Origin of the sequence: Rhizobium sp. NZLR1 (assembly GCF_017357385.1) — a bacterium.
GTDB lineage: Bacteria > Pseudomonadota > Alphaproteobacteria > Rhizobiales > Rhizobiaceae > Rhizobium.
Genome location: NZ_CP071632.1, coordinates 4,209,134 through 4,233,064 on the forward strand (window position 1 = coordinate 4,209,134; position 23,931 = coordinate 4,233,064).

General features: G+C 62.2%; 18 protein-coding genes. 8 read left to right on the top strand and 10 right to left on the bottom strand.

Annotation, left to right across the window (positions count from 1 at the left end; genetic code table 11):
• The first annotated feature begins 103 nt into the window (after positions 1–103).
• On the top strand, positions 104–256 hold the full coding sequence (locus J3O30_RS20665; protein WP_207582037.1) for a hypothetical protein: 153 nt from the start codon (positions 104–106) through the stop codon (positions 254–256).
• Positions 257–299: 43 nt separating this feature from the next.
• Here J3O30_RS20665 and J3O30_RS20670 read toward each other — a convergent pair whose 3' ends face one another.
• Together J3O30_RS20670 and J3O30_RS20675 are read right to left on the bottom strand one after the other, a co-directional pair.
• On the bottom strand, positions 300–590 hold the full coding sequence (locus J3O30_RS20670) for a BON domain-containing protein (protein WP_207582038.1): 291 nt from the start codon (positions 588–590) through the stop codon (positions 300–302).
• Between the two features lie 90 nt (positions 591–680).
• Positions 681–1,331: a hypothetical protein gene (locus tag J3O30_RS20675; RefSeq protein ID WP_207582039.1), complete on the bottom strand. Its 651-nt coding sequence runs from the start codon at positions 1,329–1,331 to the stop codon at positions 681–683.
• Positions 1,332–1,715: 384 nt separating this feature from the next.
• Between J3O30_RS20675 and dxr the strand changes: the two genes are divergently transcribed.
• Positions 1,716–2,906: a 1-deoxy-D-xylulose-5-phosphate reductoisomerase gene (dxr, locus tag J3O30_RS20680; protein ID WP_207582040.1), complete on the top strand. Its 1,191-nt coding sequence runs from the start codon at positions 1,716–1,718 to the stop codon at positions 2,904–2,906.
• A 128-nt stretch (positions 2,907–3,034) separates the two neighbouring features.
• Here the strand turns inward: dxr and ugpC are convergent, their stop codons facing one another.
• The 7 genes from ugpC to hemA form a co-directional block, all read right to left on the bottom strand.
• Positions 3,035–4,120, bottom strand: a complete 1,086-nt coding sequence (gene ugpC / locus J3O30_RS20685) for a sn-glycerol-3-phosphate ABC transporter ATP-binding protein UgpC (protein ID WP_207582041.1) — start codon at positions 4,118–4,120, stop codon at positions 3,035–3,037.
• Positions 4,121–4,131: 11 nt separating this feature from the next.
• Complete coding sequence (locus J3O30_RS20690) at positions 4,132–6,054, bottom strand: glycoside hydrolase family 127 protein (RefSeq protein ID WP_207582042.1); 1,923 nt, start codon at positions 6,052–6,054, stop codon at positions 4,132–4,134.
• 19 nt (positions 6,055–6,073) lie between these two features.
• Positions 6,074–6,937 carry a carbohydrate ABC transporter permease gene (locus J3O30_RS20695; RefSeq protein WP_207582043.1) on the bottom strand — a complete coding sequence of 288 codons (864 nt, stop codon included), beginning with the start codon at positions 6,935–6,937 and terminating at the stop codon, positions 6,074–6,076.
• On the bottom strand, positions 6,934–7,851 hold the full coding sequence (locus J3O30_RS20700) for a sugar ABC transporter permease (RefSeq protein WP_207582044.1): 918 nt from the start codon (positions 7,849–7,851) through the stop codon (positions 6,934–6,936). Before J3O30_RS20700 ends, J3O30_RS20695 begins: the two co-directional genes overlap by 4 nt.
• Positions 7,852–7,926: 75 nt before the next feature.
• Positions 7,927–9,165 carry a sugar ABC transporter substrate-binding protein gene (locus J3O30_RS20705; protein ID WP_207582045.1) on the bottom strand — a complete coding sequence of 413 codons (1,239 nt, stop codon included), beginning with the start codon at positions 9,163–9,165 and terminating at the stop codon, positions 7,927–7,929.
• 40 nt (positions 9,166–9,205) lie between these two features.
• Positions 9,206–10,183, bottom strand: coding sequence for a LacI family DNA-binding transcriptional regulator (locus J3O30_RS20710; RefSeq protein ID WP_207584390.1), 978 nt, complete (start codon positions 10,181–10,183; stop codon positions 9,206–9,208).
• A 359-nt stretch (positions 10,184–10,542) separates the two neighbouring features.
• Entirely contained in the window at positions 10,543–11,757 is a 1,215-nt protein-coding gene (gene hemA, locus J3O30_RS20715) for a 5-aminolevulinate synthase (RefSeq protein WP_207584391.1), read from the bottom strand.
• A 130-nt stretch (positions 11,758–11,887) separates the two neighbouring features.
• Here hemA and J3O30_RS20720 point away from each other — a divergent pair, with 130 nt between their 5' ends.
• The 4 genes from J3O30_RS20720 to J3O30_RS20735 all read left to right on the top strand — a co-directional run bounded on the left by J3O30_RS20720 (position 11,888) and on the right by J3O30_RS20735 (position 21,028).
• Entirely contained in the window at positions 11,888–12,085 is a 198-nt protein-coding gene (locus tag J3O30_RS20720; RefSeq protein WP_207582046.1) for a hypothetical protein, read from the top strand.
• Positions 12,082–12,339, top strand: a complete 258-nt coding sequence (locus tag J3O30_RS20725; protein ID WP_007632613.1) for a YMGG-like glycine zipper-containing protein — start codon at positions 12,082–12,084, stop codon at positions 12,337–12,339. Before J3O30_RS20720 ends, J3O30_RS20725 begins: the two co-directional genes overlap by 4 nt.
• A 170-nt stretch (positions 12,340–12,509) precedes the next feature.
• On the top strand, positions 12,510–14,438 hold the full coding sequence (locus J3O30_RS20730) for an autotransporter assembly complex family protein (RefSeq protein WP_207582047.1): 1,929 nt from the start codon (positions 12,510–12,512) through the stop codon (positions 14,436–14,438).
• A gap of 167 nt (positions 14,439–14,605) precedes the next feature.
• On the top strand, positions 14,606–21,028 hold the full coding sequence (locus tag J3O30_RS20735) for a translocation/assembly module TamB domain-containing protein (RefSeq protein WP_207584392.1): 6,423 nt from the start codon (positions 14,606–14,608) through the stop codon (positions 21,026–21,028).
• Between the two features lie 6 nt (positions 21,029–21,034).
• Here J3O30_RS20735 and J3O30_RS20740 read toward each other — a convergent pair whose 3' ends face one another.
• Positions 21,035–21,472 carry an Lrp/AsnC family transcriptional regulator gene (locus J3O30_RS20740; RefSeq protein ID WP_207582048.1) on the bottom strand — a complete coding sequence of 146 codons (438 nt, stop codon included), beginning with the start codon at positions 21,470–21,472 and terminating at the stop codon, positions 21,035–21,037.
• 123 nt (positions 21,473–21,595) lie between these two features.
• On the opposite strand from J3O30_RS20740, the gene rocF reads away from it, so the two are divergent.
• Complete coding sequence (rocF, locus tag J3O30_RS20745; RefSeq protein ID WP_207582049.1) at positions 21,596–22,531, top strand: arginase; 936 nt, start codon at positions 21,596–21,598, stop codon at positions 22,529–22,531.
• Positions 22,532–22,545: 14 nt separating this feature from the next.
• A complete protein-coding gene (gene rocD / locus J3O30_RS20750) occupies positions 22,546–23,745 on the top strand; it encodes an ornithine--oxo-acid transaminase (protein WP_207582050.1) in 1,200 nt (399 codons plus the stop codon).
• The last annotated feature ends 186 nt before the right edge of the window (positions 23,746–23,931 follow it).

Here is a 23,931-nt window from a genome sequence, read left to right on the forward strand (position 1 = left end):
TTTCGGTTAGGGGCTGCGCTGATTAGCCGGGCTTTTTATTTGATCTCTTGATGCGGAACTTCGCCATATCAGCCGCGTTATTCGCCAAAAGGGAGTGAGTGTCATGCGTATCAAGATGAGTCTTTTGGCAATCGCCTATGTCGCCGTCAGCGCCGTGTTGCTTGCCATCGCCTATCACCCGCACGGGTCGGTTGCCCTGCAGAAGACCGATCGTATGGCCGGTTCGTCCTTCCTCGTCGAGCGCTTCGCCGGTTGATCGGCTGAGCGCTCATTGAGAGAGGACGGGAAAGCGCTCCCCGTCAATGCCAATCATTGATCGGAGGCCCGCCGAGCAGGATCCGGTTCTGCACCGAATGCACGCCTTCGACGGCCTTGGCGACCGCGGTCGCCCGTTCGATCTTGCCGACCGTGCCGACGGTGCCGGTCAGCACGATCTGGTCGTTCTCCATCGTCACTTCGACATCAGCCGCATCGATGCCGCCGGCAATCGCCAGCGCATTGGCGACGGCCGCTTCGACCGATGCGCGATTGGAAATTTCCGCTTCCATCTCGGGCTCGAGACCGTGAAATGTCTGCTCCTTGAAAACCATGATCCGTTCCTCCTTAAAGCCAGGGCGTCGGATCCCGGGCGTCAAACCTGCGGAGGAAACGCCCGTCGGCCGGATTTGGTTGCAGCGCCGCTACCAGTTGAGGCGATAGCGCAGATTGACGCTGCCGGCCTCGCTCGCCGAAAACGGATTGTTGACCGAGGCATCGAGATTGAGGTTCGGCAGGATCGCCTGGTTGACGGCAACCGTGCTCGAAAAGTCGCCGCTGGCATTGCTGACGCCTGCGCCCGCCGAAAGCGACGTTCCCGTCCAGGGATGGATCAGCTTCAGCGCCTGCGACGCCGTCACCGAGGCTTGTTTGATATCGACCGCGTCATATTGGACGCTGATGGATCGGCTCGATTGCATGTCGAGCGTGTCCGACAGGATCCAGCTGCGTGAGCGGCTGAGCGTCAGCGCGCCGCTGCCGCGCAGCGTATCGACACTGATGCTTGCGCCCCGCTGTGATTGGCCTGCCGGCGTGACGCTGGTCCTGTCGATCCGGCCCCAGAGCATCGCCTGTCCGGAATCGGGCAGCGGCGCCCCGCCTTTGGTCGACGCCAGGCCAATATCGGCACCGGCGCTGGTTTCCCATTCCGCCGGCAGACGAAAACCCATCGTCGCCTTGTAGGACCGGTCGGAGAGTTTGGCTGGCGACCAGATCAGCAGATCATCCGCCCTCGCCGCGGTGGCGAGCGAGGTTACGATGGCAAAAACAATGCACGCTATTTTGAATGTCGTCATGAAGTCTGAACGTTTCACCTGACACGGCGCCGCAGCGCCGAAACCGACGCAGCAACGCGTATGAATGCGCTCGCAGCGAACGCGATGAAGGATTGCGGCCAAGCCGCCTATCCCGGTTTCATCCTCGATTTTAATGTTTGACCGGAAAGGCCAGCGGCACCTCAGTGCCTGTGCTTCTTGGGACGCCTCGGCGCCCCGAATTGACCATGCGGCCGTGAACGGCGCGACGGAATTTCGATTCCGCCAGCAACGCTACAAGGATCACACCCAGCCGCCGCTCTGTAAACCCCTTAGGGGATGAAATCTGCTGCACCGCACACTTGCCGCCCCCTCCAAAGCCTAGTAGAGCCTCAGCCTACGAGAGAAACTTTCGCGAAATTGCATATGATGACCGGCAAAACCGCGCCGCGGCGCCTCAGCATCTTCGGTTCGACCGGCTCGATCGGCCAAAACACCCTCAACGTCGTCGATCACCTGGGCGGGCGGGAGAATTTCGAAATCTCCGTACTAACAGGCAACGGCAATGTCGAATTGCTGGCCCGGCAGGCGAAATCATCCGGCGCGCTGATGGCGGTGACGGCAAACGACCGGCATTACGAATCACTGAAGAGCGCACTTTCGGGCAGCGGCATTGCCGTCGCCGCCGGAAAATCCGGCCTGATGGAAGCCGCAGACCGTGAAGCCGACTGGGTGATGGCGGCCATCGTCGGCACGGCGGGGCTGGCACCGACCCTTGCCGCCGCACGCCGCGGCGCCGATATCGCCCTTGCCAACAAGGAATGCCTGGTCTCGGCCGGCGATCTCTTCCTGGCAACGATCCGGGAAGGCGGCGGCAGGCTGCTTCCCGTCGACAGCGAGCACAATGCGATTTTCCAGGTGCTGGAAGAAAACCAGCGCCACGCCGTCGAGCGCGTCATTCTGACGGCCTCCGGCGGCCCCTTCCGCACCGCCTCGCGCCAGGAGATGGCCGGCGTGACGGTGGAAACCGCACGCGCCCACCCGAACTGGTCGATGGGATTGAAGATCTCGATCGACAGCGCCTCGATGTTCAACAAGGCGCTGGAGATGATCGAAGCCCGGCATCTCTTCAGCCTGAAGCCCGAACAGATCGAAGTCATCTTCCATCCGCAATCGATCATCCATTCGATGGTCGGTTATACCGACGGATCGGTGCTGGCCCAGCTCGGCGCCCCCGATATGCGCACGGCCATCGGTTATGCCTTGGCCTTTCCGCGCCGGCCGAACCTGCCGATCGAGCGGCTGGATTTCGCCAAGCTCGCCAGGCTGGATTTCGAGGCGCCGGATGAGCTGCGGTTTCCGGCATTGCGGCTGGCGCGCCTGGCGATGACGCGCGGCGGCGTTCAGGGCGCGGTGCTGAACGGCGCCAAGGAAGTGGCGCTCGAAGCCTTCATCGAAGGGCGGCTGTCCTTCCTTGCCATGGCCGAGATCACCGAGAGGGTGATGGACGACCTGGCCGGCCTGCTGCCGGCAGCCGATATGGACGATGTCTTCGCCGCCGACAGGCAGGCGCGGCAGCGGGCGTCGGAGCTGATGACCCTCGCGGTCGCCGGCTAAAGCGCGTCGCGATCTTTCAGATTCGCTCCTTGCGCTTTAGCTCTTTGTTTTTACGCATGTCGTTGCCGCAAAAGCGCTTCGCGCTTTGCCTGGGAAAACCGCAGCACACTTTTCGGCATCATGCTCTGTTACCGCAGCCGGTTGCCACCCTCATCGAACAATCGGCAATCCGACCGCTCGAACAGCAGGCTGACCTGCTCGCCCGCCGCAATGCTGATCGGCGAGCGATGCTCGACGGTGAGCGACTGACCATCGGCAAGCTGGCAATAGAGATATTGCGTTCCGCCGAGATACTCCGAAAAATCCACCTTGGCCGTCAGACTGCCCGCCAGGTCCGACGCCACCGTCAGATGTTCCGGCCGCAGGCCGAGCGTCACCGCCGCACCCACCGGCCTGTCTGCCGACGGCAGGCCGCTTTCGATCTGCTTGCCGGCGACTTCGACCAGGCTTCCCTCGCCCCAGCGGGCATTCAAGAGGTTCATCCGGGGCGAGCCGATGAAGCCCGCCACGAAAGTATTGGCGGGGTTCTCGTAGATTTCCCGTGGCGTTCCGGCCTGTTCGACGCGGCCGTCGCGCAGCACGACGATCTTGTCGGCGAGCGTCATCGCCTCGGTCTGGTCGTGCGTGACATAGATCATCGTATTGCCGAGCTCGCGGTGCAGGCGGGCAATCTCGATGCGCATCGAAACCCTGAGTTCCGCATCGAGATTGGACAGCGGCTCGTCGAACAGGAAGACATCGGGCTTGCGCACGATCGCCCGGCCGATCGCCACACGCTGACGCTGGCCGCCGGAAAGCTGCCCGGGCCGCCGGTCGAGAAGATGGTCGATCTTCAGGATGGCCGAGGCTGCCTTGACGCGCGTCTCGATCTCGGCCGCATTGGTACGCGCCATCTTCAGCCCGAAAGCCAGATTGTCGCGCACGCTCATATGCGGGTAGAGCGCATAGGACTGGAAGACCATGGCGATACCGCGCTCGGACGGATCGAGATCGGTGACGTTGCGTCCCTTGATCTCGACCTCGCCGTCGGTGACATCTTCCAGGCCGGCGATCATCCGAAGCAGCGTCGATTTTCCGCAGCCCGACGGGCCGACGAAGACGACGAATTCACCTTCTTCGATCGTCAGGTCGATCCCATGGACCACCGGCAGATTGCCATAGCTTTTTCGCACGTCCTGGAGCACGACGCTCTTGTTTGCCATACCGTTCGTCATCCCCAAACGACCTACTTGTCCGACTGGACCCAGACGAGCATCTCTCCCGGCCCGCGGTTGTCCCAGAGATGATAGGGCACGAAACGCGCGGTGGCGACCTGCCTTTCCGCCGGCGCCTGGCGATAGAGCGGTGTTCCCCAGTTCCGCGTCTCCTCGCGCTCGACCTTGAGATCAAGGGCGACGGCATCGTTGAGATCCCTAAGCACGACGGTTTCGGCGGCCGGGAGCTCGCGGGGCAGGATGATGGCGTTGAGGTCTTCGCCATTGTCGGTCGTTTCGACGCAATAGACCAGCGGGCCGCGCATCAAGGCGACGCGGCCGGCATCCTGGCGCACCTTCGGATTGGCATATTGCGGGCGAAGTGCCAGCGGCAGATAGAGATCGATACGATCGCCGTCGGCCCATTGGCGGTCGATCCTGGCATATCCGTCGCGGATATTGGCGTCGAGATCGAGCACTGCTCCATTGACGCTGAGAGTGGCACCCTCCGCCCAGTCCGGAATGCGCAGCGACAGCGCGAACCTTGCCGGCGTCTTGAGTCTTGTGGTAAAGGCCACCGCGCCGTCCCAGGGATAGTTGGTGGTCTGCTCAAGTTGCCCTTCAGCGCCGTTGGCAAGCTTCAGCCGTGCGGTGCTTTCGCCGTAGAGATGCACGGCAATTTCATCGTCGGCGACGGCATACATATACGAGCCGATCGAGGTCACCAGCCTGGCAATATTCGGCGGGCAGCACGGGCAATGGTGCCATTTCCAGCGATGGTGTTTGCCGGCACTTTCGAGCGGATTGTCATAGAAGAAGGTCTTGCCGTCGGTCGAAAGCCCCGGCAGCGCGCCGTTGTAAAGTGCCTGTTCCATGATATCGGCATAACGACGATCCGGGCCGCGCCCGAGCATGCGGCTTGCCCAGAACACCAGGCCAACCGAGGCGCAGGTTTCGGCGTAAGCCGTGGCGTTGGGCAGGTCATAATAATCGGTGAAGCCTTCATTGGAGGCGGCCGGGCCGATGCCGCCGGTGATGTACATCTGCTTGGTGGTCAGATCGTCCCACAGTGTTTCCAGCGCCGCCGTCAGGCTGTCGTCCTTATATTCGGTGGCGATATCGGCCATGCCGGAATAGAGGTACATGGCGCGCACGGCGTGGCCGACGACCTTGGTCTGCTCGCGCACCGGCTGGTGCGCCTGCGCATATTCATAGGTTTTCTGATGATAGTCGGACAGGCTGCGGCCGTCGCGGCTGGCTTCCGCCGTGAAGAAATGCGGCTCGGTGCCGCGCTCGTCGATGAAGAATTTCGACAGTTCGAGATATTTCTTTTCGCCGGTGACGCGGGCAAGCTTGACCAGCGCAAGCTCGACCTCTTCGTGGCCGCAATAGCCGGGGAACTGGCCTTCACCATGGCCGAATATCGTGATCATGTAATCGGCAAAGCGGCACATGATATCGAGCAGCTTGCGTTTGCCGGTTGCCTGATAATAGGCGACCGCGGCTTCCATCAGATGGCCGGCGCAATAAAGCTCGTGATGGTCGCGCAGATTGGTCCAGCGGCGGGCGGGCTCGACACGCTGGAACCAGGCGTTCAGATAACCGTCCTTGTCCTGCAGCCTTTCATACATGTCGATGATTTCGTCGGCCCGCGCTTCCAGCTTCGGGTTCGGGCGGCGATAGAGCGAATAGGCGATGGTCTCGATCGACTTGCCGAGGTCGGAATCCCAGAACATCTGCGTCGTCCCGCCCCAGGGCTGGATGGGGATGACGACGCCGGGGCTCGGCTGGGAGACATCGATCGCCGTCAGCATGCCGGCCTCGACGCAGCGGTCGAGCAGGGTCTCGGCAGTGGAATTGCAGACGGCGTCCTGCCATTTGCCCCAGAAGCCGCCGAGCTCCACATCGGGAACGGCGACGGGACGAAACTGGCGGTCGTTGCTTGATTTGGTCATGAGCTCGATTTTCCCTCAGTTATTTCACCGCGCCGGCCATCAGCCCGCGCATGTAGTAGCGTTGCAGGAGCAGGAAGACGATCAGGCAAGGGATCGTCATGACGACGACACCGGCCTGGACCGCTCCCCAGTTGATGGCGCCGAGCCGTCCGGCGCGAACCGCCGTCATCAGCACCGGCAGGGTGTATTTCTCATTGCTGGAGAGCAGCACCAGGGCTGCCAGAAACTCGTTCCAGGCATTGAGGAAGGCAAAGATCGCCACCGTCGCCACACCTGGAAGCACCAGCGGCAGCAGAACGCGGATCAAGAGCCGGAGGTCACGCGCGCCATCGATGCGTGCTGCCTCCTCGATCTCCTTCGGCACCGCATCGAAGGCGTTGCGCATCATGAAAACCGAGAAGGGCAGCTGCAGCGTCACATAGACCAGCGTCAGCCCGAGCAGCGAATTGTTGAGGCCGAGTTTTGCCAGGATGATGAAGAGCGGTGTCAGGATCGACTGGAACGGGATCATCAAAGTGGTGATGATCAGCACGAAGAGCGCATTCTTCAGCGGGAACCGATAGCGCGAGAAGCCATAGCCGGCGAGCAGGCTGACGCCGACGGTGAGCACCACGGTGGCGACCGAGACGAACAGCGAGTTGATCATATGCTGCCAGATGCCGGCGCCGAACGTATCGAGCAGCGCGTAGGAATCGATGCTGACACCGGATGTCGGCCACGGCGGCAAGGGCGGCAGGCTGGCCTCCGTGCCATGCCGGAAGGAGGACAACAGCGTGATCACGAAGGGGGCGAGAAAGAAGATCGAGATGGCGATGCCGGTGAGATGATAGGCCGACTTCACGCGGAAGGCTTTGCGCGCCCGGCGTTCCCTTGAGGTGATCATGGACGCTCCTCCCCGACGCGCAGCAGCCAGAGCTGCACGATGCTGATCGCCATCAGGATGGCGAGCAGCACGATCGACAGCGCTGCGCCATAACCGAGATTGAACGACACGAAGGACTGATTGAAGATGTAGTAGACCACCGAGATCATCTTGTTCTGCGGTCCGCCCGACGTCATGATGTAGAACTGGTCGAAGGCGAGAATCGAGCCGGTGACGGAGACGATCAGCGCCAGCGCGATCGTCTTGCGCATCAGCGGCAGCGTCAGATGCCGGAAACGCTGCCAGCGGCCGGCGCCATCAATGCGGGCGGCCTCGGTCAGCTCGGACGGAATGGCCTGCAGCCCAGTCAGAAGAATGATCATGGTGAAACCTGCGATCTTCCAGACGACCATCACCACGATCGTCAGAAAGGCGGTGTCGAAGGTCGCTAGAAGATTGGGGCTCTTTTCGACCAGGCCGAGCGCTTTCAAGGCCGGGCCGATGAAGCCGCTATCGACATTGGCAAGCCACACCCAGAGCAGCGAGGCGGTGGCGAGGCCGACGACAACCGGCAGGAAGATCACCGTGCGATAGGCGCTGACGAACTGCCGTTCCTTCTCGACGAAGATCGCCAGCGGAAAGGCGACGGCGAAGATGGCGACGGTGACGATGAGCGTATAATAGGCGGTGAAAGAGAGCGCCGTCATGAAGCGGGTGTCGTTGACCATGCGGTAATAATTGTTGAAGCCGATCCAGCGCGATGCCCCCATCAGCGGCCAGTTGTGAAGGCTCATCCATCCGGTGAACAGCACCGGCATGAGGAAGAAGACGATGACCAGCGCCATGGCCGGCGCGATATAGGCAAGGCCGCGCCAGTTCGATTGGCGTCGTCGCCTGCGCCGAGGCAATAGAATCTCTGGACCGGAACCGGTCATCGAAACGCTCCGCATCTGTCGGTTGGGATTTGGCCGGGAAGCTGCCACCGCTCCCCGGCCGCGGCCGGGAGAGAGTTATTGGCCGCTATCGATGATCGATTGCATTTCCGACTGGGCGCTCGAAAACGCGCCGTCGACATCGTCGCCGAAGATCGCGGCGTTGGTGAAGCTCGCCCACGGCCCGTTGGCGCTGTTGATCAGGTCGTTGAACTGCAGCGTATAGGGGGTCTTGGCCACACTGATCGCTTTGAGGCCGACCTGCATGCGCGGGTCGAGACCTTGCAGCACCTTGTCGGCGATATCGCCGCGTGTCGGCAGGCTGCCGTACTTTGCCATGATCTTCTGGCCGTCCTCCGAATAGACATATTCGAGGAAGCCCTTCACCGCGTCGATCTTCTTCGTGCCCTTGGTGATGACGAAATTGTCGCCGCCGGCAAAGGACGACGGCTTGCCATCGACGCCCGGAATGAGGGTCACGCCGAAATTGATATCGGGATGCTCGGTCACCAGCGTGCCGATGGCAAAGGCGCCGAGAGTCTGCTGGCCGATCTTGCCATTGGTGAAGGTCAGGAAATTGGCGCCGGTGTCGCTGGCGGCACCCGCCGGCACCAGGTCCTTCTTGATCATGTTGCGGTAGATATCGACGGCCTTACGCATCTGCGGCGTATCGAGCGTCGCCTTTTTGCTGTCGGCCGACAGGATATCGGCGCCCGCACCCCAGGTGAGCGGCGTGAAGGTGAAGATCATGCAGCCGCCGCAGCCGCCGCCGGAGAAATAGAAGCCGTAGGTATCGTCACCGAGCGCCCGGATCTTCTCGGCGTTGGCGGTGATTTCATCCCAGTTGGCCGGCGCCTTTTCCGGGTCGAGACCGGCTTTCTTGTAGAGATCCTTGTTCCAGGCAAAGACCGATGTCTCCACCGAAAGCGGCAGGCCGTAAATCTTGTCCTGATAGGTGCCGAGGCGGACATGCGACGGCGATAGCGAGTTGAAATAGGGCAGCGATTTTGCCCAGTCCGTCAGGTCCTCCAGCTGGCCGGCGGCAGCAAAGGCAGGATTATAGATCAGATCCATCGACAGCGCGTCCGGCGCCTGTCCGCCGGCAATCGCCGTCGCATATTTCTGCACCAGTTCGGAGAACGGCACCTCGGTCATCACGACCTTGTTCTCATGGCCGGAATTATAGGCTTCGACGACTTTCTTGAAGGCGTCGCCGATGCCGGATCGAACCCACATTTCGACATTTTCAGCCGCCGACGCAGCCGAAAACAGACATAGACTGGCGATGCTGGTCGCCGCCAAAAGACGCTTGATCATGACACTCCTCCCGATATGGCGCATCTCCCTGCGCCTTTGCTCATTCCCTCGAGGTCTTACCCCCGCATGACTGCCGGACGATCAGCCGGCACGGCAATTTCCGCACGCCCGGCTCGACCGGCCGTCCTTCCGCAAGCGCCAACACCGTCAATCCGGCCTGCCGCCCGAGCTCCTTCAACTCCATATCCACCGTCGTCAGCGGCGGCCGGGTCTGGGCCGCGACAATCTCCCAATTGTCGAAGCCGATCACCGAGACATCCTGCGGCACCTTGACGCCGCGCTCGCGCAGCGCATCGGCGGCACCACGGGCAATCTGGTCATTGCCGCAGAACAGTGCGTCGGGCTTTTCTCCCGGCCTCTGCCAAAGCTGCTCCACCGCCTCATGGCCCCAGCTTTCCGACCAGACGCCGTAGAGCACCGGCTCGCGGTGGCCTGCCACCGCATGGTAGGCGCCGGCCCGCTCGCGCACCGAAAAGAACTCTTCCGGCCCGGTGATATGCGCAATCCGCCGCCGCCCGACCTTGGCCAGCCATTCCACCGCCAGTCTCGCGCCCTGTTCGTCGTCCGAACGGAAGGTAACGCTGTTCTGCGTCCCCTCGGTGAAGGCGTAGACGACAGGCACATGCAAGTTCGACAGATCGACAGGCAGACGCCTGTCCAGCCGCTTTCCCGTGGCGATGATGCCATCGACCTGCTTGTCGAGCATCGCATCGACATGGATCTGGGCGAGCGCCGGATCGTCCTCGATGGCGCAGAGGAAAACCGAAACCCCATGATCGACCAGAGCGTCCGAAATACCCGCCATCACAGGCAGGGTGAAACGGCCGTAGGTGTCGTTGGTCAAGAGCCCGATAGTGAAGCTGCGTTTGCTGAGAAGCCCTCTCGCCAGCGCATTCGGCCGATAGCCGATTTCGCCGGCGATCCGCTTCACCCGCTCGCGCGTTTCCGCGCCCATCCGGCCGGTGTCATTGAGCGCCTTCGACGCCGTCGAAATGCTCACCCCGGCAGCCGAGGCCACCTCATGGATGGTGATCCTGCCTCTTTTTCCTCCCGCTATGTTCAGAGTTTCCTCCTTCTGAAGTGGCTTGAGAAAAGCTTTTACCAACTGCTGTGTCAAGTGAGAAAAGGTTTTCTCACGCAAACCGGGAGATCCGGATCAGGGAAAGACCGTGCGCGGATAAGTGCAAACGCAAAGGAGGATCCGAGCGCATCGATCGAACCGATGGTGATATATCGTGGTCTTGAGACCTAAGCAGCGCGAGTGAAATTCCAGGCGGGCGCAGGGAAGTTGCAGGGGCGCCCTTGCGGAAACAGGACGATCGCAGTCAGGACCTCCAATGGGAGGTCCTGAACTATGACGGAGCGATCATCGAAAAATCAGGCGACGTGCCTTGCCAGCGCGCAGCGCGACCAGAGCGAATGCAGCGCCTCGACCAGATGGGCGATATCGGCGTCGGAATGCAGCGGCGTCGGGGTGATGCGTAGCCGCTCGGTCTTCTTCGGCACGGTGGGATAGTTGATCGGCTGGACATAGACGCCGCAATTGTCGAGCAACAGGTCGGAGATCCACTTGCACTTGGCCGCATCGCCGACCAGCACCGGCACGATATGGCTCGGATTGGGCACATGCGGAATGCCGCGCTGATCGAGCAGCGCCCTGAGCTTGCGGACCCGGTCCTGATGGCGGGCGCGCTCGAACTGGCTGACCTTCAGGTGCTGGATCGAGGCGACCGCACCGGCGGCAAGCGCCGGCGGCAGCGCCGTGGTGAAGATGAAGCCCGAGGCAAACGAGCGGATGAAATCGCAAAGGGCTGCCGACGCGGCGATATAGCCGCCCATCACCCCGAAAGCCTTGCCGAGCGTGCCCTCGATCACCGTCAGCCGGTCCATCAGCCCCTCGCGCTCGGCTATGCCGCCGCCGCGCGGGCCGTACATGCCGACCGCATGCACTTCGTCGAGATAGGTCATCGCGCCGTATTTGTCGGCGAGGTCGCAGATTTCCTTGATCGGGGCGATATCGCCATCCATCGAATAGACGCTTTCGAAGGCAATCAGCTTCGGCGCCTTCGGATCGGCGGCCTTAAGCCTGGCTTCGAGATCGGCGACGTCATTGTGCTTCCAGATCACCTTGTCGCACTTGGCATGACGGATGCCCTCGATCATCGAGGCATGGTTCAGCGCGTCGGAGAAGATGATCAGGCCGGGAATTTTGGCGCCGAGCGTGCCGAGTGCCGCCCAGTTGGACACATAGCCCGAGGTGAAGATCAGTGCCGATTCCTTGGCGTGCAGATCGGCAAGTTCACGTTCGAGCATGACGTGATAGTGGGTGGTGCCAGAAATATTCCGGGTGCCTCCCGCACCCGCGCCACAGTGGTCGATGGCGCTTTTCATCGCCTCGATCACCTTCGGGTTCTGGCCCATGCCGAGATAATCGTTGGAGCACCAGACCGTGACTTCTTTTTCGCCATCGGCCGTATGGCGCGTCGCTCGCGGGAAATTACCGCGGTGGCGCTCGAGATCGGCAAAAACGCGGTAGCGGCCCTCGGCATGCAGCCCGTCTAGCTCGTTTTTGAAAAACGCTTCGAAATCCATCTTATGCTCCAGTATCGCGCGGCCGTTCTTGCCGACCGGACGTCCGCGCGTCAATGCTTACCCTTTGCTTTACCATCAACTGCGGCAAATGGCCCAGTTTTTTGAATGATTCCAGATAAAAAATCTGCATGTGGCGATCAATGAAATTGATCCGGCAGACCCGGCAGAGTTTGCCGATCGCCGCAAGCACGGCGACGGCCGGTATCGCAAAAAAATCGGCGCGCCGGTGGACAACCCTTTCTTCCGACATAGTTTTCGGTCTAGCCTGAGAAAAATAAAAGGGACGACCTTTGCCCGTTGGGCAACAACCTCGGAGAAAAAAAGATGAAGAAAGCTGTCATACTCGCATTGGTCGGACTGTCGATCGCAAGCTGCACGCCGACCCAACAGGGCGCCGGCATCGGCGCTGCCTCAGGCGCCGTCATCGGCGGTGTAGTCACCGGCAATGTTCGTGGCGCTGCGGTCGGCGCCGCTATCGGCGGCGTATCCGGCGCGCTGATCGGCAGCGTCGCCGAACAGCCCGGCCAGTGCTACTATCGCGACCGCTACGGCCGCCGCTACATTGATAGCTGCCCGCGCTGAGAACCCCTTACAAACCGTCACATTCAGGAAATCCCGGACACACCTCCGGGATTTTTTGTACTAAATTAGAGCGCGGGCAATTTAAAATGGTACACCCCGCGCGTTTTTGTCGCTAAGCTGTTCACGGCTGGGCAACGAAGCTTCATTGTAGACGTAACCAAAAGCGGCGTATGCGGATTAGAGGGACAAGCCCGAAAACAGGTACTGCGTATCGGCGAACAGGCACCATGATGGTGGTCGCAGCGGCAGCTGCGTTCTCACCGGTCCTGATCGGCGACGCTTACGCCTTCAAGCTTTTCGGCATCACCATCTTCGGCAAGGACGAAGACGAAGGTCAACAGGTGCCCGATCCGGTGCGCTACCATGTCGACCTGAAGGCCGATACCGCCGATCCCGACCTGAAAGAAGCGCTGGAAAACAGTTCCCGTCTTGTCGGTGACCAGAAGCAGCCGGTTTCGGGCGATCTCGGCGTCGTCGTCAAGGCCCGCGACGACCGTGAGCGGCTGATCGCCACCCTGTATGAAAAAGCCCGTTATGGCGGCGTGGTGACGATCACCATCGACGGCAAGAATATCGACGACCTGCCGCCCAACCCGACATTCGACCGGTCCGCGCCGGTCCCGGTCACCGTCGACATTGCGCCCGGCCCGATCTTCAAGGTCAGGGAGGTGCAGTTCGGCGGCGATGCCGCAAACCACAATCCCGCCGATTACGATCTGGCTCCGGGCGCTCAGGCCGGCTCGCTTGCCATCATCAAGGCCGGCGACAAGATCGTCGAGCAGTTGAAGAGCGAGGGCCGGCCGTTTGCCAAGCTGACCGAACGCAAGGTCGTCGCCGATCACAACAGCGATACCGTCGATATCGTGCTTGCGGCCGAAGGTGGCCCGGTCGCCCCGATCGGCGATGTCGGCATCACCGGCGAGAAGACCGTCAAGCCAGGTTTCATCCAGCGTTATTCCCGGCTCGACAAGGGCGAAGCCTATTCCCCGGAGACGCTGAAGAAAGCCGGCGAGCGGCTTCGCGCCCTCGGCGTCTTTTCAAGCGTCACCATTCATGAAGCCGATGCGCTGGCGCCGGATGGCACCTTGCCGATGACGATCGAGGTCTCCGAAGGCAAGCGGCGCTATTTCGGCGTCGGCGCCCAATATTCGACCACCGACGGCTTCGGCGTTCAGGGCTATTGGGGCCACCGCAATCTGTTCGGCGAAGCCGAAACGCTGCGGATCGAGGGCTCGGTCTCGCGGCTTGGCGAAACCACGGATGTCGGCAACCTCGACTATTCCGCCGGTATCCTTTTCACCAAGCCGGGCGCTTTCTTCCCGGCCGCGACGCTGAAGGCCGGCATCGTTGCCAAGACCGAAAATCCGGATGCCTATAATGCAACGCTCGTCACCGCCTCGCTCGGCCTGTCTTACGAGCTGACCGACCGGGACACGATCTCGGCGAGCGGCGAGGTCAGCTGGGAACGCGACGACGACGCCTTCGGCACCAACGACTATCTGACCTTCACCCTGCCGCTGCAATATGACCGCGACGCACGCGACGACAAGTTCAACCCGACCGAGGGCTATCGCGCGACATTTTCGGCTAAGCCCGGTTACGAGATCTTCAACGCCACGCCCTATGCGGCATTCCAGGGCTCGATCTCCGGCTATCTGCCGTTCGGCGCCGAGGACGGCGTGGTGCTGGCCGGCAAGGTCGCCGCCGGTGTCCTGATCGGCGGCGGCGGCATCGAGAACATTCCCGCCACGCAGCGCTTCTTTGCCGGCGGCGGCGGCTCGGTGCGCGGATACAGCTATCAGGAAATCTCGCCCTATAACGACAATGGCGATCCGACCGGCGGCCGCTCCTATGTGACCGGTTCGCTGGAGGCCCGCATCAAGATCACCGATACGATCGGCATCGTGCCTTTCATCGATGTCGGCACAGTATCGGACAGCACCTTTCCCGGCTTTTCCGATATCCGCGCCGGCGCCGGCGCCGGGATACGATATGCGACGCCTTTCGGCCCGCTGCGGCTTGATTTTGCCATGCCGTTGAACAAGTACGAAGATGGCACAGATTATGGAATCTACGCCGGCATCGGCCAATCCTTCTAGAACAGGATGATTTTAGGCCCGGTCGGCCCAAAATCTGAATCCTGTTCTACATTAAAGAGTTAGAGCATGATGTCGTCCGAAAACCGCTCACACTTTTCGGCATCATGCTCTAGAATTGCCGATTCCGATTTGTGAGCCATCATGAAAACGGGGTAGTGTCCGCGCCGATGCAAACGCTGGCAAAAATCGTCAACTGGATCCTACGGCTCACCGCCTATGGCGTGGGCGCGTTCTTGATTCTTGCCGTCATGGCACTTGCGATCTTCGGCTTCACCGCCTTTGGCGCCCGCATCGTCACCGAAAAGATAGCCTCCACGCTTTCCAACCGGGACATGACGATTACCGTGCGTGAACCGCAAGGCCTTTTGACCGGCGGGCTTCGCGCCGCAGAGATCTCGATCTCCGACACCAGAGGCGTGTTTGCGGAAATTCATGGCATCGCGATCGACTGGAATCCGCTGGCGCTGCTGACTGGAACCTTCCATGCCAAACGTTTCGAAATCGAAACGATCGACGTGCTGCGCGAGCCGGTGCGCACCCTGCCCTCGCGGCCCGGAGCAGAAAATGCCGGCGGTTTCAGCCTCCCGATCAAGGTCGACATCGACCGCGTCGCGCTGCCCGACATCAAACTGGCCGCACCCTTTGCCGGGCGCGCTTTTGCGCTTGCTGCCGAAGGCAGTCTTTCAGCGAACGGCGATGGCGGCGAGGCGGTCGTCAATGTCAGCCGTCATGACGTCCCGGATGCGCGGCTCGCCGCCGACATCGCCTATGCGCCAGCCGAAAACCGGCTGCGGCTGAAGGCGCAGCTGTCTGAACCTAAGGGTGGGCTGCTGGCGGGCTTTCTTGGCCTGCCTGATGATCCTGCCGTCAACATCGATCTCGACGGCCAAGGACCGATATCCGACTGGAAAGGCAAATTGCAGGCGGCCCTCGACGGACAGCAGCGCGCCGCAATCGAAGGCCGGCATCAGATCAGCGCAGACGGACTGCACCATCTCGACCTCAAGGGCGGCGGCGACCTGAGCTCGCTGCTTCCCTCGGCTTTCCGGCCGCTTTTTGCCGGCCAGACCAATATCGATCTTGCCACCACCTTCGACAACCACGGCAAGATCGATATCCAGACCGGCAATATCGCCACCGGCAGCGTCGTCATCGCCGCCTCAGGCACCCTCGATCCGGCCGGCAACAACAGCCTGAACGCCAATCTGCTCGGCACGTCGGGGCCTGTCGATTTCCGCTGGCCGCTCGCCGAAGGCGAAGCGCGTTTCCTGATATCGGGCCTCAACCTGGGCCTGACCGGCGATGCGCAGGCGGCCCGGTTGAATGTCAGCGGCTCGCTCGATACCGCAACCTTGCCTCAGACCGATATCGGCAATGTCAAGCTGACGGCAAAAAGCGACGCCTTCAATCTCGCCGCCCGTTCCGGCAGCATCCAGCTGCGCCTCGTTGCCGGCGACGCGACCTTTGCAGAGCCGAACCTCAATCGCGCCGTCCAGGGCCCGGTCACGATCGCCTCGCCTCTGCAGATAACGCCCGGCAGCATCGGCTTCAACGGCACCACCGTCGAAAGCGCCAATATCAACGGCAGCCTCAACGGCTCCTATCGGCTGACGGACCAAGTGCTGACCGGCAACGCCAAGCTCACCATCGCACCGACAGCCCTGCCGGCTGCGGTGACGGCCAGGTTCGACGGACCGATCTCGCTCGAAAGCCAGGTCGTCGGCACCATCCCGTCGAAATTCGCGTTGTCCAACCTCGTGCTCAAGTCCGGCACGCTTGAGGCCGCCGGCAGCGTGGTGCTCGACGGCTCGATGTTGAATGCCGATCTCTCCGGCCGGCTGCCTGACGTCGGCAAGCTGATCCCCGGCGCCATCGGTGGAGCGGCTTATGCGTTGAGAGTTGGCGGTGAGCTTCCCACAATCTCCGTGACGGCCAATCTCAAGGCCGCCAGCCTGCATATGGCCGACCGCACGCTCGGCAATCTCAATATCGACCTGTCGGGTGTCGCCGATCCCAAGGCGCCGCAGGGCAGGATCGCCGCCACCGGCACGATCGACGGCCAGCCGATCGGCATCAACGGCGACATCAGTTCGCAGGACGGCAGCATTATCCTTCCGGCGCTGACCGCCGATATCGGCGGCAACCGGCTGACCGGCAATGTCGAATTCTCGCCCTCCCTGGAGCCGACAGGCGCACTGACCTTCGATTTCCCCAATATCGGCCTGCTCGCTGCACTCGGCGGACAGAAGGCCGACGGCGACCTCAAGGGTTCGCTCGGCGTCACGAGCAACAGTGGCAAGATCGCGCTCAAGCTGCTGGCGACCGGCGCCTCGATCCGCCGCGATACGCTTGCTATCGTCAAGCCGGATATCGACGTCACGGTCAGCGATCTCAGCGCCCTTGCGGTAAACGGCACGGTCAAGGCCGACGAGGTGAATGCCGGGTCGAACAGGCTTGCCGGCCTTTCGCTCGGCTTTACCAAGCAGCAGAACCATACCGATTTCGATCTCAATGCCGCCTATGACGGCAATCCGGTGCTGGCGGCCGGCAATATCGAGGCGGCAGGCGGCACGATCGGCGTAAACCTCGATCGCTTCTCGGCCAGCCCGCGCAATATCCCGGTCGAACTCGCGGCACCGACACAGGTCGCAATCGTCGGCGGCACCGCCAATCTGAACGGGCTGACGCTGAAGACCGGCACCGGCTCGGTGAGCGTCACCGGTTCGGCCGGCGAGACGCTGAAGCTTGATGTCGACATCCACGAACTGCCGGCAGCGCTTGCCAACGGTTTCGTGCCGAACCTTTCGGCCGGCGGCACGATTTCCGGAACGATTGCAGTGACGGGAACGCCGGCCGCACCTGTTGCCGACTTCAAGCTCGACTGGAAGGATGCGACGACCGGCCAGACCAAGGGGGCCGGGATCGGGCCGCTCGGCATCACCGCCGGCGGAAAATTCGCCGACAACAAACTCGGTTTCGACACCGCAGTCGCGGGAGATGACGGCCTTTCGCTGAAGGCCGCCGGCAATGTCGCACTCGCCGACCCGAAGGCGCCGGTCCTGGACGTCGACGCCGATATCGTCAATCTGCCGGCCCGCATCGCCAATGGTTTCGTTCCCGATCTGGCCGCCGAAGGCACGATTACCGGAAAGGTCTCGGCCGCCGGCCTCCTCAATGCGCCGACCGCCAATTTCGATCTCGATTGGAAAGATGCTGCGACCAGCCAGTCGAAACGCGCCGGTCTTGCCGATCTCGCGATGAAGGCTTCAGGAAAATTCGCCGACAACAAACTCGACTTCGACGCGGCGATATCAGGCGCCGACAAGCTGTCGGTAAACGCAACCGGCAATCTCGCCATGACAGGCACGACGATCGGCAACGTCAAGCTCGATGCCGCGCTGGCGAATGTCCCGGCAGCGATCGCCAATAGCTTCGTCGCCGATCTCGCCGCCGAAGGCATGATCTCGGGAAAGCTCTCGGCCGCAGGTTCGCTTGCCGCCCCGACCGCCAATTTCGACCTTGATTGGAAAGGTGCTGCAACGAGCCACACCAAGCGTGCCGGCATTGCGGCCCTTGGCGTCACCGCATCCGGAAAATTCGCCGACAACAAGCTGGATTTCAACGCGGCAGCAAGCGGCGCCGACAGCCTCTCGCTCAGGGCAAACGGCAATGTCGCCATCACAGGCACGACGATCGGTAACGTCAACGTCGACGCCGCACTGGCCAATGTCCCGGCCGGCATCGCCAACGGCTTCGTCGCCGATCTTGCAGCGGAAGGCGCCATTACCGGAACGGTCTCGGCCACCGGATCCCTTTCCGCTCCGGCCGCCGATTTCGACCTCAATTGGAAAAACGCCGCGACCAGCCACACGAAACACGCCGGCCTTGCCAGCCTCGACGTGACCGCATCGGGAAAATTCGCCGAAAACAAGCTGGATTTCGATACGACAGTTAGCGGCGATAATGGCCTGTCGCTGAAGGCCGCAGGCAATGTCGCGCTTGCCGGCACGGCGATCGACAGCCTCAAGCTCGACGCCGCGATCGCCAAGGTTCCGGCCGCTCTCGCCAACGCCTTCGTTCCGGATCTCGAAGCAGGCGGCACGATCTCAGGCACGATATCCGCCGCCGGGACTCCTGCAGCACCGAATGCCGACTTCAAGCTCGACTGGACCGATGCCGCAACCCGGCAGACGAAGAGCGCTCATCTCTCCGGCCTGGCGCTGACCGCATCGGGACACTTTGCCGACGACAAGCTCGATTTCGATGCCGATCTCGGCGGCAAGGATGGCCTCTCGCTGAAAGCCACCGGCAATGTCGCCATGTCGGGCACGTCGATCCGCAACCTCGACGTCAAGGCCGACCTTGCCAACCTGCCGGCAGCCCTTGCCAACGACTTCGTCCCCGGTCTCGCCGCTGAGGGAACGGTGTCCGGAACGGCATCCGCCTCCGGCGCGCTGCCCAAACCCGCCGTCGATTTCAGGCTCGACTGGAAGAACGCCGCAACCGCTCAGACCAGAAGCAGCGGCCTTTCCGGCCTGAGTGCCGCGGCATCCGGAAAATACGCCAATGACAGGGTCGACTTCGATGCCAACCTCGCCGGCAAAGACGGGGTGTTGGCCAAGGCGACAGGCGGTGTCACGATCGCGGGAACAGCGATCCGGGATCTTTCGATCAATGCCGATATTCCGGCGCTGCCAGCCAATATCGCCAATGCATTCGTTCCAGGTCTCGGCGCCGATGGCACGCTTTCGGCGAGCGCCGTCACGTCGGGAACGCCGGCAAATCCGATCGTTGATTTCAAGCTCGACTGGAAGGATGCCGCGACCAGCCACACCAAGGCTGCCGGCCTTTCCCGCCTGGCGCTGACGGCAACGGGAAAATACGCCGGTGACCGGCTCGATTTCGATGCCGCCCTCAACGGCAGCGGCGGCATTGCGCTTAAGGCCGCCGGCAATCTCGCCATTGCAGGCACGACGATCCAGTCGATCGACGTCACGGCCAACGCTGCCGATCTTCCGGCTGCCATTGCCAACGGCTTTGTTCCGGGCCTTGCAGCCGAGGGCGCGGTCTCGGCGACGGTCAAGGCCACCGGCGCGCTATCGGCGCCCTCAGTCGATTTCAAGGTCGACTGGAAGAACGCCGCGACGAGCCAGACAAAAGGCGCCGGCCTTTCGCCATTCACCATCGGTGCATCCGGCAAACTTGCCGGAAACAAGCTGACGGTCGACACCAGCCTTGCCGGCGACGCCGGCATGTCGCTGAAGGGTGGCGGCAGTGTTGTGATCACAGGCAATCGCGCCATCGACATGCGCTTCAACGGCAATCTTCCTTTCGCCGTGCTCGGCGCGCCGCTGGCGCAACAGGGCCTCGTCGCCGACGGCGTCGCCACCGTCAATCTGCAGGTTGGCGGAACGGCGGCCGCACCCGTCATCAACGGCACCGTCTCGACATCAGGCGCAAAGCTCGTCGACGTCCGGCGCAATCTCGCCGTCAACAATCTGGCGGCAACCGTGAGCTTCAACGGCAGCCAGGCCGTGATCTCGCGCCTCAGCGGCAACGTTGGCGGCGGCGGCACGATTTCGGCAAGCGGCACCATCGGCATCCAGCCGGCCGGTGGCTTTCCCGCCGACATTTCGATCAAACTCGACAAGGCGGTCTATGTCGACGGAACGCTCGTCGTCTCCACGGTTAACGGCACGATCGCCCTGCGCGGGCCGATGATGAATTCGACGCTGAGCGGCAAGCTTCGTCTGGACAAGACCTCGATCACCATCCCAGAAAAATTGCCGACCTCGCTCAGTGAAATCGATATCCGGCATAAGAATGCGCCGCGGGCGGTGCTTGCGCAGCTGCGCGACGACGGCGAGCGGAAACCCGGCGAAAAATCCTCGACGATCACCCTCGATCTCGAAATCGACGCGCCCTCGCATATTTTCGTGCGCGGCCGCGGCATCGATGCCGAGCTCGGCGGCGGTGTGACGATCCGCGGAACGGCGGCAGCGCCGATCGTGACCGGCGGCTTCACCATGCGCCGCGGTCGCTTGACCATTCTCAACCGCCGCCTGGATTTCACCGACAAGAGCCGGATCACCTTTGCCGGCAACTTGACGCCGGCGCTCGATATGGAAGCAACCTCCGCTTCCGGCTCGACGACGCTGACCGTCGACGTGGCTGGCCTTGCCACCGACCCCGCGATCACCTTTTCCTCCTCGCCACAGCTGCCGCAGGACGAGGTGCTGGCGCAGCTGATCTTTGGCCAGTCGATGTCAAAGCTCTCGCCGGTGCAGATCGCCCAGCTCGCCGACGCCGTCAGCCAGCTGGCTGGCAACCGCTCCAACTCGCTTTTCGAAGGCCTGCGCAACCAGCTCGGCGTCGACGATCTCGACATCAGCACCGATTCCAAGGGCCAGACCAGCGTCAGCGTCGGCCGCTATCTCAACGACCGCACCTATTTCGAATTGCAGCAGGGCGGCTCGGCCGGCGCCAAGGCGATAATCAACCTCGATGTCGGCCGCGGCGTCAAACTGCGCGGCGCTGCCGGCGGCAATGGTGCGGGAGAAGCGGGCATCGTCTACGAACGGGAATATTGAGCCGGCTTAGAAACCCGTCTTGCTCGTCTTGAGAAGGATGTTGGTCTCGGTTGAGTTGATGCCATTGATCAGCCGGATGCGGCGCAGCGTCTCGTCGAATGAGGCAAGGTCGCGATCCTCGAGTTCGGCGACGAAATCCCATTTGCCGTTGGTGCTGTGAAGCGCGCGCACTTGCGGCACCCCCCTCAACTGATCGGCCACCCTGTCGGCGAGCTTGCCGAGCACCTCGATCATGACGATGGCGCGCACCCCGGCGGACCGGGTCTCGTGACCGGTGCGGATGGTGAAGCCGACGATGGTGCCGCCGGCGACCAGCCGGTCGATCCGGGCGGCAACCGTTGCCCGCGATGCGCCGGTCATCGCCGCAAGCGAGGAGACGGAAATCCGGGCATTGTGGCGAAGTGCACTCAGAAGCTCAGTATCGAGATCATCCACGCTAATCACTTTGTCAAAAGTGGTTTATCAATATGCGCAATCATACTCCATTTCTGACATTTTTCCATCTTTTTGCCGCCAGCCGTTTAACCCACTATCGCCTCAAACAGGCCTCAACACGGAGCCCCTTAGATGAATGCCCAATCGCAATCTGTCACCCTCATCGGCGCGCCGCTGGAAGAAGGCTCCGGCCGCAGGGGCGCTGCCATGGGGCCTGCGGCCCTGCGCATTGCCGGCGTCGACCAGACATTGATCGAGCTTGGCCATGACGTCGCCGACATCGGCGATCTCAGGATCGTGCCGGCGATGGATCTGCCGAACCATCCGAAAGCCCATAATCTTAGGATCGTCGGCGCCTTCACGCGGGCTCTCGAAAGCAGCGTCCACGACGTGGCCGCCTCCGGCCGTTTTCCGCTGATCCTCGGCGGCGACCATAGCCTTTCCATGGGCACTGTCTCCGGCATGGCCCGTTACGCCGCCAGCAAAGGCCGGCCGCTCTTCGTGCTTTGGCTCGATGCCCACACCGATTTCAATTCCCCGGCCACCTCGCCCTCCGGTAATATTCACGGCATGCCCGTCGCCTTCTTCTGCGGCGAGGCGGAGTTTGCCCAGATCCTGCCGAAGGATCGCCCGTTCGTTGACCCGAAGAATGTCTTCCAGGTCGGCATCCGTTCGATCGATGCGCGCGAACGCGAGGAGATCCACGAACATGGCGTCAACGTTTTTGATATGCGCGCCATCGACGAGCAGGGCATCGGCGCCATCATGCGAGAGATCGTCAGTGTCGTCGCCAAGGCGAACGGCCTGCTGCATGTCAGCCTCGACCTCGATTTCCTCGACCCCGAAATCGCCCCCGGCGTCGGCACGACAGTGCCTGGCGGCGCGACCTTTCGCGAGGCGCATCTGGTGATGGAAATGCTTTCGGACAGCGGCCTCGTTTCGTCGCTCGATCTCGTTGAACTCAATCCGTTTCTCGACGATCGCGGCAAGAGCGCCCGCATTCTGGTGGAGCTGACGGCAAGCCTCTTCGGCCGCCGCATCTTCGATCGCCCGACACGCGCTGCATAAAAAGGGGAAGAACCATGAACACCTCGGAAAAACTGATCGCCACCGAACAGCGGCTCGGCGCCAACAACTACAAGCCGCTCGACGTGGTGCTGACGCGCGGTGAAGGTGTTCATGTCTGGGATACCGACGGCAATCGTTATCTCGATTGCCTCTCGGCCTACTCCGCCGTCAACCAGGGCCATTGCCATCCGAAGATCCTCGCCGCCATGGTCGAGCAGGCGGGCAGGCTGACACTCACCTCCCGCGCCTTCCGCAACGATCAGCTCGCCTATCTCTACGAAGAACTCGCGGCCCTCACCGGCTCGCACAAGATCCTGCCGATGAATTCCGGCGCCGAGGCGGTGGAAACTGCCATCAAGGCGGTTCGCAAATGGGGATACGAGGTCAAGGGCGTACCGGAAGGCAAGGCGGAGATCATCGTCTGCGCCGATAATTTCCACGGCCGGACGCTGAGCATCATCAGCTTCTCCACGGACCCCGACGCCCGCACCGGCTTCGGCCCCTACACCGCCGGTTTCCGCATCATTCCCTTCGGCGATGCCGAGGCTTTCGCCGCCGCAATCAACGGCAATACGGTGGCCGCCCTGATCGAGCCGATCCAGGGGGAAGCCGGCGTCGTCATCCCGCCGGCCGGCTATTTCACCCGCATCCGCGAGCTCTGCACGGCAAACAACGTCACCCTCATTCTCGACGAGATTCAGACCGGCCTCGGCCGCACCGGCAAGCTGCTGGCCGAGGAACACGAAGGCATCGAGGCCGATGTGACGCTGATCGGCAAGGCGCTGTCCGGCGGCTTCTATCCCGTCTCGGCCGTGCTTTCCAATTCCGAGGTTCTGGGTGTGCTCAAGCCCGGGCAGCACGGCTCGACCTTCGGCGGCAATCCGCTCGCCTGCGCGGTGGCGCGCACCGCCCTGAAGGTACTGACGGAAGAGGGCATGATCGAGAACGCCGCTGATATGGGCGACTATTTCCTCGAAGGCCTCAAGTCGATCCGTTCGAACATCGTCAGGGACGTGCGCGGCCGCGGCCTGATGATGGCCGTCGAGCTGGAACCCGAAGCCGGCGGCGCACGGCAATATTGCCATGCGCTGAAGGAGCGCGGCCTTCTCGCCAAGGATACCCACGACCATACGATCCGCCTCGCCCCGCCCTTGATCATATCAAGGGAGCAGGTGGATTGGGCGGTCTCGCAGATTGAAAAGACGATCACCTGAGCCGGATCGTCGAGTTGTTCGGCGCCGGTCACGCATTTGCAGGCGCCGGCTTCCACCCGAGGCAGAAAACCTTTGCAATCTGGTCTGCCAATTTAGATTTGGGCAACACTCTTCCGTTACTGTCGTCAATAACCGTAACGATGCTTCGCACAAAGCAAAGTCATCGCGTGGTGTGAAGGCAAAGCT